This is a genomic window from Enhygromyxa salina, assembly GCF_000737335.2.
In the GTDB taxonomy this organism is placed as follows: Bacteria; Myxococcota_A; Polyangia; order Nannocystales; family Nannocystaceae; genus Plesiocystis; species Plesiocystis salina_C.
The window spans coordinates 25592-37918 of record NZ_JMCC02000008.1 but is presented as its reverse complement, the minus strand read 5'-3'; the positions used below and the strand labels follow the sequence as shown (position 1 = coordinate 37918).

13 protein-coding genes are annotated in these 12327 nt (G+C 66.9%); 5 read left to right on the top strand and 8 right to left on the bottom strand.

Annotation, left to right across the window (positions count from 1 at the left end):
- Positions 1-3 precede the first annotated feature (3 nt).
- A complete protein-coding gene (locus DB30_RS42700; RefSeq protein WP_276204327.1) occupies positions 4-135 on the bottom strand; it encodes a hypothetical protein in 132 nt (43 codons plus the stop codon).
- A 281-nt stretch (positions 136-416) separates the two neighbouring features.
- Between DB30_RS42700 and DB30_RS43010 the strand changes: the two genes are divergently transcribed.
- Positions 417-680 (top strand): DNA cytosine methyltransferase, encoded by a 264-nt coding sequence (locus tag DB30_RS43010; RefSeq protein ID WP_205632901.1) that lies wholly within the window; start codon positions 417-419, stop codon positions 678-680.
- A gap of 145 nt (positions 681-825) precedes the next feature.
- On the opposite strand, the gene DB30_RS03815 is transcribed toward DB30_RS43010, so the two are convergent.
- The 5 genes from DB30_RS03815 to mdh form a co-directional block, all read right to left on the bottom strand.
- Positions 826-1503 carry a hypothetical protein gene (locus DB30_RS03815; protein WP_052546601.1) on the bottom strand — a complete coding sequence of 226 codons (678 nt, stop codon included), beginning with the start codon at positions 1501-1503 and terminating at the stop codon, positions 826-828.
- A gap of 69 nt (positions 1504-1572) precedes the next feature.
- Positions 1573-2061 (bottom strand): PepSY-associated TM helix domain-containing protein, encoded by a 489-nt coding sequence (locus DB30_RS03810; protein ID WP_052546600.1) that lies wholly within the window; start codon positions 2059-2061, stop codon positions 1573-1575.
- A gap of 66 nt (positions 2062-2127) precedes the next feature.
- The gene (sucD, locus tag DB30_RS03805; protein WP_052546599.1) at positions 2128-3003 is read right to left on the bottom strand and encodes a succinate--CoA ligase subunit alpha; all 876 of its coding nucleotides are present in this window, start codon (positions 3001-3003) and stop codon (positions 2128-2130) included.
- Complete coding sequence (sucC, locus tag DB30_RS03800; protein WP_052546598.1) at positions 3000-4196, bottom strand: ADP-forming succinate--CoA ligase subunit beta; 1197 nt, start codon at positions 4194-4196, stop codon at positions 3000-3002. The genes sucD and sucC overlap by 4 nt, the downstream gene beginning before the upstream one ends.
- A gap of 94 nt (positions 4197-4290) precedes the next feature.
- The gene (gene mdh / locus DB30_RS03795) at positions 4291-5238 is read right to left on the bottom strand and encodes a malate dehydrogenase (protein WP_052546597.1); all 948 of its coding nucleotides are present in this window, start codon (positions 5236-5238) and stop codon (positions 4291-4293) included.
- 197 nt (positions 5239-5435) lie between these two features.
- On the opposite strand from mdh, the gene DB30_RS03790 reads away from it, so the two are divergent.
- The gene (locus DB30_RS03790; RefSeq protein ID WP_052546596.1) at positions 5436-6620 is read left to right on the top strand and encodes a trans-sulfuration enzyme family protein; all 1185 of its coding nucleotides are present in this window, start codon (positions 5436-5438) and stop codon (positions 6618-6620) included.
- Between the two features lie 71 nt (positions 6621-6691).
- Positions 6692-7276 carry a hypothetical protein gene (locus DB30_RS03785; RefSeq protein ID WP_052546595.1) on the top strand — a complete coding sequence of 195 codons (585 nt, stop codon included), beginning with the start codon at positions 6692-6694 and terminating at the stop codon, positions 7274-7276.
- A 107-nt stretch (positions 7277-7383) separates the two neighbouring features.
- Here the strand turns inward: DB30_RS03785 and DB30_RS03780 are convergent, their stop codons facing one another.
- Together DB30_RS03780 and DB30_RS03775 are read right to left on the bottom strand one after the other, a co-directional pair.
- Entirely contained in the window at positions 7384-8277 is an 894-nt protein-coding gene (locus tag DB30_RS03780) for a ribulose phosphate epimerase (RefSeq protein WP_240480157.1), read from the bottom strand.
- Positions 8278-8408: 131 nt separating this feature from the next.
- Positions 8409-10712: an FG-GAP repeat domain-containing protein gene (locus DB30_RS03775; RefSeq protein ID WP_146657980.1), complete on the bottom strand. Its 2304-nt coding sequence runs from the start codon at positions 10710-10712 to the stop codon at positions 8409-8411.
- Positions 10713-11129: 417 nt separating this feature from the next.
- Between DB30_RS03775 and DB30_RS03770 the strand changes: the two genes are divergently transcribed.
- On the top strand, positions 11130-11621 hold the full coding sequence (locus tag DB30_RS03770) for a hypothetical protein (protein ID WP_205632900.1): 492 nt from the start codon (positions 11130-11132) through the stop codon (positions 11619-11621).
- A gap of 189 nt (positions 11622-11810) precedes the next feature.
- A complete protein-coding gene (locus DB30_RS03765) occupies positions 11811-12323 on the top strand; it encodes a CPBP family intramembrane glutamic endopeptidase (RefSeq protein WP_165703615.1) in 513 nt (170 codons plus the stop codon).
- Positions 12324-12327: the final 4 nt, after the last annotated feature.

Genomic DNA, 12327 nt, shown 5'->3' with positions numbered 1-12327 from the left:
CGCTCACCACGTGAGCGCGTCGTCATTACACCGAGCGAGCTGGCCCGAGGCGAACAACGCGGCGCGGCGTTGGTCCGGCGTGAGCCCGGCGGCCCGATCCCGCGCCGCGCCTTGGCTGCCCTGGACTGCCGACACAATCCCACGACGAGCGTCGTGAACGAGATGGGGGGGCTGCCGAAGTGGAGGACCGTGCGAGACGCGATAGGGAACTTCGCCAATCCGGTACGCCTTTCGGATTCGTGGAAAGTTGGCGGGCCGCAGGAGTGCGAATGGCACGTTGTTCGCAATCTACAAGCGCAAACGAATAAGCGGCTGATTGCCGCGGTTCCAGGTCAGTCCTGGCACGGTGTTGATGAAAATTGCGGCCCCGCTGTCACCGAAATGGATATAGTGAATTCACAAGCGTCTATGGTCGAGTGACCTGGAACCAGCCAGCACCGACCATCACTGGAGGGTGCACAACGCCGGCAAAAGGGCATTTCGGACATCCAGATCGGAGGCGACACAACACAATTTCTGTCCGAGAGGCCGCTGTTCTCCAGTCGTTCCCCGCGACTTATTATGTCTTCTCGACTGATTACATCGACCGTGTTTGCACGATGATTAGGAATGCTGTTCCACCAGTTTTCGCCGAGGCTGTTGGCGGCTCGACCTTGACGGCCTTGCGGAAATACCAGTGAACGCCGCTCCTGTCGGTGAACGCCACCCGATCTGCGGGCCGTCTCTCCGACGACTCGTCGGCGGTGTGGTCGCACGAAACGCCCGCGCCGGCGGTGGCGCTCAACCCTCGCGGCGCCTGCTCAGCGGCGGGCCTCATGCGGGGTCCTAGCACAGCGAGTCAGCTTGCCCCGCGCCAGCGCACGCGAGGCAGGCCTTGGGTGGCTCGACCGCGCAGCCGTCTAGCAACACCAGATCCGCGCACGACCTGGCCACCGCCGCCGGGCCACACCCGCCGCCCCCGCACGGATCGCTGTCCCACTGGAGCTGCGTCAGCTGATAGCTCTCACCCGCCACCCCGACGTACGCGAGCCCCACCTGGCTGTCGATCCCCTGCAGCCACATCACCAGCTTGAACGACTGCTCGAGGGCGTTCGCCTCGAGGGCGCAGTCGTGGGCATGCTGCCACGCTTGCTGGGAAGACTGCGGACCGACGACGCCGCAGTCGACCAGCGCCGGATCGATCCCCGCCCACTCGCCCACCAGGGTCTCGAACTCGCTGCACACGGGCCCACCCGTGTCGGTCTCGGACTCGCCGCTCGTGTCCAGCGTGTCGCCCGTGTCCGTGTCCGTGTCGCTGCCCGTGTCCGTGCCCGTGCCCGTGCCTGTATACGTGTCCGTGTCGCTGCCCGTGTCCGCGCCGGTCTGCGTGGCCTCGTCCGCGGTCGTCCCCGACGCGTTCGTCGTCGTCGAGTTCGTGATCCCGTTGCCCGCGGTGCACGCCGTCGTCAGCGCGATGGCGACCGCAGCGACCCGCCCGCGTGGATTGTTGTGCGGCACCTGCATCGCCGCTCAGCATAGCCGCGACTGCCGGTTGCTACGCCGGCAGATACGGCGCCGCGAAGGCCAGGCAGCTCAACGATGTTTCGCGCGTCGACGCGACCACCACATGAAGACGCCCGACCACGCCAGCAGGCACAACCCCAGCGCCGCGCACACCATCACGGCCTGGCCAAACAACCCCAGCAGCTCGCCCGTGTGGATCTGAAACAAAACCCGCGTCAGCCGCCCCCGCCCCTCGCGGGTCTCGAGCACGTTGCCGGCCCCATCCAGGAACACCTCGGTCTCGGCGTCATCGTCGAGCCAGACCAAATACGGGTCTTCGGGCTCGAGCGCGAGCTGCACGTCGGTCGCCGGGGATCCGTCGCCAGCCGCCTGCGCGCGCGCGATGATCTGCTCGAGCGGCAGGTGCTCCGCGACGACAGGCGCGCTCGGTGGCGGCTGTTTCAGCGGCCCGCGAAAGCTCAGCACCGCCCCGGTCAACGCCGAGATCAACACCACCGCGAAGACCCCAAGGCCCACGCCGTTGTGCAGCTTGAACAGTGACTTGCGGGCGATGGCCACGGGCGATGCGATCACGTTGGGCGCCAGATCGACTGCGATCGGGCGCCCAACGAAGCGAAGAACAACTCAGCCGATCAGCGAAGCCATCGCCGAGCCGATGTCCGACGGGGTGTCGGCGATCTTCACGCCGGCGTCGCGCAGGGCCTCGAGCTTGGCCTCGGCCGTGCCCTTGCCGCCCGAGATGATCGCGCCAGCGTGCCCCATCCGCTTGCCGGGCGGGGCCGAGATCCCCGCGATGAAGCCGACGACCGGCTTCTTGACGTGGTCCTTGATGAACGCCGCGCCGGCCTCTTCGGCGGCGCCACCGATCTCGCCGATCATCACGATGCCGTGACACTCGGGGTCCTCGTTGAACAGCGTCAGGCAGTCGACGAAGTTGGTGCCGTTGACCGGGTCGCCGCCGATCCCGATCGCGGTGGTCTGACCGAGCCCGAGGGTGGTCAGCTGGTGCACGGCCTCGTAGGTGAGCGTGCCCGAGCGCGAGACCACGCCGATCTTGCCTGGCTTGTGAATGTAGCCGGGCATGATGCCGATCCGGCACTGATCTGGGGTGATCACGCCGGGGCAGTTGGGCCCGATCAAGCGGGACGCCCGGCCCTCCAAGAAGCGCTTGACCACGATCATGTCGTTGACCGGGATGCCCTCGGTGATCGCAATGACCAGCGGGACCTCGGCCGCGACCGACTCGATGATCGCGTCGGCCGCGAACGGCGGCGGCACGAACACGACCGAGGCGTTGGCGCCGGTCGCCTCGACGGCCTCGGCCACGCTGTCGAACACGGGCACGCGCCCGTCACAGGCCGTGGATCCGCCCTTTCCGGGGACCACGCCGGCGACCACGGAGGTGCCGTATTCGATCGAGAGCTTGGCGTGGAACTCACCGGTCTTGCCAGTGATGCCCTGCACGAGCAGCTTGGTGTTCTTGTCGACGAGCACGCTCATTGGGTCATCTCCACGATCTTCTGGGCAGCTTCGCGCAGCGAGCCGGCCGAGGTAATTTTGAGGTCGCTCTCATCGAGCAGCTTCTTGCCAAGCTCGACGTTGGTGCCTTCGAGACGCACGACCAAGGGGACCTGCAGGCCGACCTCTTTGACCGCGCCGATCACCCCGCGCGCGATCGTGTCGCACTTCATGATCCCGCCAAAGATGTTGACGAGGATGCCCTTGAGCTGCGGATCCTTGGTGATGATCTTGAACGCCGCGGTGACCCGCTCTTCGGTCGCGCCGCCGCCAACGTCCAGGAAGTTGGCCGGCTCCGCGCCGAAGTACTTGATGATGTCCATGGTCGCCATCGCCAGGCCCGCGCCGTTGACCATGCAGCCAATCGTGCCGTCGAGCGCGACGTAGCTGAGATCCCAGCTCTTGGCCTCGAGCTCCGCCGGGTCCTCTTCGTCCGGGTCGCGCAGGGCCTCGATGTTCGCGTGGCGATACATCGCGTTGTCGTCGAAGGTCGCCTTGGCATCCAGCGCGATCACGTCGCCCGCGCCCGTGATCAACAACGGGTTGATCTCGAGCAGCGCGCAGTCGAGCGCGACGTAGGCCTTGTAGAACTTGTCCAAGAACCCCGTCATCTTGCGGGCGGTCTTGCCGGTCAGCCCCAGGCCCTTGGCCAGCTCGCGGCCCTGGTAGCCAAGCAGCCCAAACGCCGGGTCGATCTGGATCTTGAGGATCTTCTCCGGGTGGGTCTCGGCGACCTCTTCGATGTCCATCCCGCCTTCGCTCGAGCCCATCAGCGTGATCCGACCGGTGTCCCGGTCGAGGGTCGCGGCGAGGTACAGCTCGTTGGCGATGTCCATGCCCTGCTCGATCAGCAGGCGATTGACCACCTTGCCTTCGGGCCCGGTCTGGATCGTGACCAGCGTGCTGCCGAGCATCTGCTCGGCCATCGCCTTGGCCGCGTCGGCGCCCTTGACCACCTTGACGCCGCCGAGGTCGGGGTGCTCCTTGAAGCGCCCCTTGCCGCGTCCGCCTGCGTGGATCTGCGACTTGACGACGACGACGTCGTTGCCGGTCTTCTCGATCAGTGTTTGCGCGGCGGCGCGGGCCTCGTCGGCCGTGAACGCGACCTGCGACAGCGGCACGGGTACACCCGCGTCACGCAGCAGATCCTTGGCCTGATACTCGTGAATCTTCATCTCTTGTCCTTGGGTAGAAGGGAAAACGTGGGCGCAAACCCGAGCGCGGACCTGCGAAATCGCCGCGCTCAGATCCCCCAGATCGGGACCATCATCAGTACGGGAGCAGCTTGACGACGTCGCGCACGGCGTTGGCCGAGACGTCGAGCATCGCCTTCTCTTCGTCGTTGAGCTGCATCTCGATGATCTTCTCGACGCCGCCGCTGCCGATCACGGCGGGCACGCCCAGGTACAGGCCGTCATAGCCGTACTCGCCCTCGCACAGGCACGCGACCGGCAGCACGCGCTTGCGGTCGCGGACGATCGACTCGACCATCACGCAGGCTGCAGCGGCGGGCGCGTAGTAGCCCGAGTAGCCAAGCAGGCCGACGATCTCGCCGCCGCCCTTGCGGGTCCGCTGGATGATCGCGTCGATCTTGTCCTTGGACATGAGCTCGGTCAGCGGGATCCCGGCGACCGAGGTGTGACGCGGCAGCGGGACCATCGTGTCCCCGTGGCCGCCAAGCACCATGCCGTGGATGTCCTCGACGCTGACGCCGAGCTCCATCGCAATGAAGGTCTTGTAGCGGGCGGTGTCGAGCACCCCGGCCATGCCGATCACGCGCTGCTTGGGAAACTTCGACTCGGCGAAGGTCACGTGGCACATCGCGTCGAGCGGGTTGGCCACGCAGATCAGGATTGCGTCGGGCGACTGCGCGGCGACAGCTTGGGTCACGCCGCCAACGATCTTGCGGTTGATCTCGATCAGGTCGTCGCGGCTGGTGTACTCGCCGGTGACCGGATCTTTGCGACGCGGCACCCCAGCGGTGATCACCACGACGTCCGAGCCCGCCGTGTCGGCGTAGTCGTTGGTGCCGACCAGGTTGAGGTCGAAGCCCATGGGCGGGCCAGACTCGGCGAGATCGAGCGCCTTGCCCTGGGGCAGACCCTCTTTGATGTCGACGAGGACCACGTCCCCGAGGTGACGCGACGCGGCCCAGTGGGCAGTCGTCGCTCCGACGTTTCCAGCTCCGATGACGGTGATCTTGTTGCGGCGTGACATGGGTGTTCGATCGCGGGCTCGATGAGCGCGCGGGGCCGGGTATACCGACTCGCTCGCGGGTGCGTCCATAGCTGGGTCCAGGCCGCGGATTTCGGGCCCTGAGGCACGCTCAGCGTTCAGGCCCCTCGCCGGGCGACGCCGCCGAGCGACCCGCGCTCGCGCTTGTTTGGGCCCACGGATTCGTCGACAACCGATCCGTGACCTCGCCCTCGACCTTGCTGCTGCACCCCGACTATCCCGCACACGCGGATCCCGGGCCCGCGATCCCAGGTCGCGCGATCGTCCCTGCGATCGCCCGCAGCACGATCAACACCCTCGATGGACCCGGCGCAGACGCGCTGGTGGCCGGGCACGGCCTGCGCGACGCCGACGTGTACGGCCGGTTTGGGACCGCGACCACCCGCGAGGCGGCCAAGCTGATCGCGCGGCTCGAGCATGGCGAGGCCGCGCTGCTGACCTCGTCGGGGATGGCGGCGATCACCACGACCTTGACCTCGCTGATCCCCCCAGGCGGCCGCTTCGTCTGCGCCGACGTCGTCTATGGCGGCACCGACTCGGTGATCGCCACCGGCCTCGCGGCCCGCGGGATCCAGACCGCGCGCTTCGACGCGTGCGAGCCGGCCCAGCTCGAGCAGCTGCTGCGCGAGCTCGAGCCCGACCTGGTCTGGTGCGAGTCGATCGCCAACCCGCTGCTGCAGGTCGCCCGGGTCCGCGAGCTCGCGCAGCTGTGCCAGACCGCCGGCGTCCCGCTTGGCGTCGACGCGACCTTCGCTGGTGGCATGGCCCAGCACCCGCTCGAGCTCGGCGCGAGCGTGGTCGTGCACTCGGCGACCAAGTACCTCAACGGCCACAGCGACGTGATCGCCGGGGCGATCGTGAGCGACGAGGCAACGATCGATCGCTGCTTCGCGACCCTGTGTCACACCGGCTGCTGCATTGATCCGCAGGCGGCGTGGCTGCTGGCCCGCGGGCTCCGCACGCTGCCGCTGCGTTGGGATCGACAGGTTCAAACCGCGAACCTGCTCGCGGCCCGGCTCGCGGATCACCCGGCGGTCGCGCGGGTCCATCACCCCAGCCTCGCGCGCGATGCAATGTGCGCCGCGCCACTGCGCAGCGCCGGGGCCGTGCTCGCATTCGAGCTTGCGAGTCGGGACGAGGACGCGGCCCAGCGCATGCTCGCGCGGCTGCGACTGTGCACCCACGCGACGAGCTTGGGCGGCATCGAGACGCTCATCTGCCTGCCCTCGCGGACCAGTCACGCGAGCTTGGATCCGCAGCTGCGCCGCAGCCGGGGCATCGCCGACGCCCTGTTGCGGCTGAGTGTCGGCATCGAAGACCCCGAGGACCTGTGGGCCGACCTCGCCCGCGCGCTCGCGCATTGAGCTGCAAGTGGAGCTGAACACACGCGGGCCGCGTCTACTAAACCGAGTCGAGAAGACGCTATTGTGCGCCCATGCAGTACCGAGCTTTCGAGCCGGACATCGAGATCTACGGTGCCGCGATGCTGGCGACCGTTGGTGGGTTTGGTCCGCTGCGCGCGATCGTCGAGCGGACGCTGCTGCGTCACGGCCTGATCGACACCGGACGTCCCGACACCAGCGACGCTTGGTATCCGCAGCAGTCCTGGCTCGACGCGCTGCTCGAGGTCGACAAGCGCTTCGGCACCCAGATCCTGTTCAACATCGGCGCCGAGATCCCCAACAACGCGGTGTTTCCGGCCTCGGCCGTGGACGTGCACACCGCCGTGCAATCGATCGACCTGGCCTACCACCTCAACCACCGCCGCGCGGGCCGGGTCATGTACGACGCCGCCACCCAGACCATGCTCGAGGGGATCGGGCACTATGGCTACGACCGGCTCGGCCCGAGCCACATCCTCTCGACCTGCGAGACCCCGTATCCGTGCGAGTTCGACTTTGGGATCGTTGCGACGATGGTTCGGCGGTTTGAGCCGCGGGCCATCGCCACGCACATGGGCAGCGAGTGCCGCCGTCAGGGCGCGCAGGCGTGCACCTATAGCCTGCGCTGGGACGTCTAACCCTGCTTGGGCGCCGCGTCGCGGAACCCGGCCTGATCCATGAGCTGTCCCTGCAAGCGGCCAAGCTTGCAAGGAGCTCTGGGGGTCGTGTTGATTCTTGGTTGCGATCAGCCGGGCAGGATGCACAAGCCCAGATCCTCGTAGAGCGGCGGCGCTTGGCCCTCCTCGAAGAAGCTCACGCAGTCGAGCGGCGCCGGGCAGGTGGTGGGATCTTCGTTGAGGTCACAGAACACGGCGCAGCACGCCGCCCCGTTGCAGGTCTCGAGCGCGGCCGCGTCGGCGCAGAAGTGCCCGGGGTTGCAGTCGTTGTTGAACCCGCACGGCTCACCGGTTGGGATCCCGCCTGCGGTGATGATGCATTGGAAGGTCTGGCTGCCGCCGCTCCAGTAGCAGCCAAGGCCCTCGGCGCACTCTTGCAAGAGCGGGTCGCAGTTCGGCAGGCAAACGGCGATCGCACCGTCGTTGACGACCCGACAGCTGGTATCGGGATCACCGCAGATCGGGTTGTCGACGCCGCCCGTGCAGAACGGGAAGCAGGTGCCGATCAGCATGCCGTCGACGTCGAGCGCGTTCCAGCACACGTTGCTGTCGTCGCAGTCGTCGGCGCCCGAGGCCGCGCCTTGGTACACGCACGAATCTCCCGAGGTCCCCGTACCGGTCACGGACACGCACTTGTTGGCGTCCCAGGTCCCGCCGGTGCTGGCGTAGGCCACACACTTCTCGCCGTCCGGGCAGTCTTGCGCGAACGGATCGCAGTCGTTGATCGACGGGATGTCGTTGGTCGGGACGAAGCCGTCGCCATCACCGGGGTCGCCATCACCGTCACCGGTATCGCCGTCGCCATCACCGGGCGGCGCGTCGCCGTCACCGTCACCGCTCGTCTCTGGCTCGACATCGACGACGGTGTCGCCCGCGTCGTCGGTGCTCTTGTTACACGCCAACAAGTTGCACGCCAGCAAGAGCGAGAAAGATTGAACCACGAAAGCCGGTGTCGTCCGCATCGCCGCCGAGTCTACGCTTCAGCTCACTCCATGTCCCCTGTCCCGTGCGAGCTTTACTTGCGCGCGCGCTCGCCAAGCTCACAGCTGCGCCTGAAACCCCCGGTCCCGACACCGGGTCACATCAGCGTTGCTCAGCCAATGATGTCGCACGCCACATCTTCGTGGTGAACGTCGTTGTCGGTCCGGCACTGGTGCCACGGGTGCTCGGGCATGCCGTCGTCGACGACCACCCACAGATCCTGATCACCGTCTTGGATCGCCTGGGGCACCAGGTTTGCGTCCAAAAATACGTTCTCGGCCTCGGCCGGATACAGGGTCTTGGTCGTCATCCCCTGCGCCAACAAGTTGCCGCCAAGGGCTGGGTCGCCGTCGTAGAAGCCAACCAGCACGCCGGCTGGCACCGCGGCCTGGCCAATGTTGCGGACCCGAGCGAACACCTCGTAGCCGCCCTGGCACAGCGACTGCAGATCCACGACCAGGTCGGGCGCAGAAAATTCACCGAGCGGCTGCACGTTCTGCCGGAAGTTGTTGAGCCCCTCGGTCAGCCAGTTGGGCATCTCTTGGCTCGGGATGCTGCCGTCCTCGTTGACGTTGGTGACGTGATAGTGGTGCTGATTCCAGATCCGCCGGGTCCGCACCCACTTGCCCAGTTCGTCACCAAACACGCGCACGCCGGTCTGCTTGGTGTCTTCGCAGGTGATCGAGGAGTAGTCGTTGGACACGACCACGATGTCGGCGTGGCCGTCGTTGTCGACGTCGGCGACGACCGGGAGCTCGCGCAGGGTCCCGGTCGTGTTGCAGGTCTGCCACAACACCTCGCCGTCGGTGCCCCGGTAGATCCGCAGGTACCACTCGTCGCTGTACACGACCTCGGCGGAGCCGTCGCCGTCAAAGTCGAACACCGAGCTGCCGGTCTGGGCCGACGAGCAGTCGTGGGTCTGCGAGATCCACAAGAACGCGTCAACGTCCGCGACCATCGGGTCCATGACCTTGGTGCCATCGAGGACCGCGTAGCCAACCCCGCCGGCGATCGCCACGTCCGGGGTGCCATCGCCGTTGAAGTCGGCGACGGTCGGCGGCCCGCCACCCGCGGTGTTGCCCGCGCTGCCCATCGGGCACAGCGCCGGCGACAGCGGCCCGTTGATGTCGAGGTTCTGCCGATCAATCACGATCTGCTGGGACTGTTGATCCCAGTGATAGATGTGCATGCGGTGCGAGCCAAACTCCGCGACGATAATCTCGGGGTTGAAGTCGAGGTTGAGATCCGCGGCCGCGGTCCAGTTGCCGGTCACGCCGGTCATCGCCAGCAAGGTGCCGTCGGCCTCGTAGACCGCCTGCGGGCCCGCGATCTCCAGGTTGCCGTCGCCGTCGATGTCGATCGCCTGGACCGTGAGCTGGGTGATCCCAAACGTGGCCTTGGTCGCGCCGGTCGCCGCGTCGAGCACCCCGCCACGGACCACGACCTCGACCTGCCCGTCATGGTCGAGATCCGCGAGCGAGGGCATCAGGCAGCCGCCGTTATAGGCTGACGTCCACAGCTCGGTGCCGTCGGGGTTGAACGCCCGAACTTGGCCCCCCACCGCGCACGCGAACAGCTCCGAGCCGGGCATCCCGCCGATGTCACCCGCCGCGATCTCGACGCCAGGATGCAGCGGCGGACCTTGAGGGTTGACCGCCCACTTCTCGACCACCGCGCCGTCGATGATCGAGACCGCGTGGAGGGTGCCGTTGTTGTTGTAGGCGCTACCTTCGAAGCTCGAGAACACGATCTCGGGGATGTCGCGCTCGTCGACCAAGCCGTCGCAGGTGTCGTCGTCGAGCTGGGTGACGATCGGCGACATCATGACGTGCAGATCCGGCACGTGGAATTTGAGCTCGGGCGCGAAGTTTGTCTCGGGGAAGAACTCGCAGACCGGCAGACACGTCAGCTCCTCGTTGGGATCGGGCCGCTCGCCCGGCGGGCAGTCGGGCGGGCTCGGCAAGCACTTGCCTGTTGCGATGCTGGTGCCCTGGCACATGTCCATCCCGCCGGCTGGATCGCCCAGGCTGTACTCGCAGTAGTAGTCCTCGGGGCACTCGCTGGCGTCGATGCACTCGTCGCCCGGGATCACGCACTCGGTGAACGAGCAGACCTCTTCGCCGAGGCAGCAGACCCCGCCACAGATCGCGGCCTCGTCACAGCACATGCCATCAATGCACTGCTGGCTGTCCTCGCACCCGGGATCGCACTCGGGTGGGAGATCGGGATCGCCGAGCGTCTCGCCGTCGTCGGTGGTGTTGGTGTCGCTCGACTCGTCGGAGTCTGCGGTCTCGGAGCCGGTGCCCTGGGTGACCCCCGCCTCGGTGTCGGCGGCCGGGCGGCCGTCGTCGCTGCACGCGAGCACACAGACAGCGAGACACGGCCAGGCGAGCTGCAAGAAACGAGTGGAGCGCATGGGTGTCACACAAGCACGCGCGGCCGCCCCTCTCAAGTGGCCTTTGGGTCAAGTCCGACTGCGTCGCGTAGGTCGGGTTGGGCGGGCCGAGTGGCCGCATCGAGCGGCGCCGCGCTTGCCGATGACGGCGGCGTGATTCGACGTCGCGGTCGTTCGCCGGCTCGCTCGCCGCCTGCCATGCCCGAGGGTCATGCCCGCGGCGGACGGACGCGCGCACCGGCTGATCACCCGGCGCGCCCATGGCCGCGCCGCGCGTCGATCGAAATCGTACTGACGCGAGACGCCACTCGATCTGGGTTGACTCCCAGTGCGGAGCCAGCCCACGCGAACAAAATTCCGGCGCGCAGACTGGATCGATCAACTAGAAATACAAACATGTATGAGTCCATGACATCCACAATCACAGCACTGTGTGTCTTGCTCACACCACTTCACGCGACCGCGGTCGCCAGCCAAGTCTCTGATCACGAGGCCCTCGAAGGTGGCTCCCACACAGATGGCGGCGTCCAGATCGAGTACGCGATCTGGCGCGAGAACGGTCAACTCGGTGGGGACGTCTTCGCGCATGATTTGGCGACCGGTGATCACATCGAAATGTGGATCAACGATGACTACATTGACTTCGAAGGCGTAGTCGACGGTGATCCGATCGGCGGCACCGAGCCGGCCAACATCCTCTACGCCGACCCCAGCGAGCCTGCATGCCTGGGTTGGGTCGCGCTGATCTGCACGGGGGTGGCCGCGCTCGCCGCAGGCTGTGCGTTTGGTTGGACGGCGTGCACTGACGACAGTGAGACCAACGTACCCGGCGGACAGGGTGGAGATCCGGGCAATAGCAGTGGTGGTGGCGCGGGCGGCAATAGCGGCGGTGGTGAAGGATCGGGCGGAGGCGGCGACGGGGAAGATTGACGCCGCGTGAATCTAGACACCACAGGATTCGCCCGGGGTCGCCACCTCACTCTGGCGCTCTTGGCGTTGTTCGCCTACTTGCTCATCATGCGGCTGGGTTGGGCGCCGCTGGACGCGTTGGGACTCGCGCGGCCAGGGAGCGGCCCAGGGCTCACGATACGACGGACGCTGCACCTCATCGTCGTTGCAGTGCCGGCGTGGCTAGCGTTCACCGTCCTCAATACCAAGTCCAACGTCGAGCTGCTCGGCTCGCGGTGGCGTGAGGCCGGGTGGCTGGTCGTTGGGCTATGCGGCGTTTTCATGGGTGCGCAGGCCATCGTCTACGCGACCGCCCCCGAGGCGGCGCTGCGGAGCCTTGGCGCGCTCTATGTCCCATTCAAGCGCTCGGGGCAGCTCGAGTGGGGCTGGCTGATTGGGTATTTTTTGGTGTCGGCGCTGACCGAGGAATTGCTGTTTCGCGGCCTGATCCAACGGGCCTTGGAGGGGTACCTGCGACGCCCGTACGCGATCTCGATCCAGGCTGTGTCGTTCGAGCTGGTGCACGTCCTTCACGGGGCTCGCCTCTCGGGAGGGTTCGTGTTTGGTGGCGTCGTGTTCGGCCTGGCGTTCGCTCGAACCCGAAGCGTGGGGCTTGCGACGTGCCTGCATCTCGCGGGGAACTTGGTGCACGCGCTGTGCTTCGCCCGGTTCGCGGCGCCGTGACTCG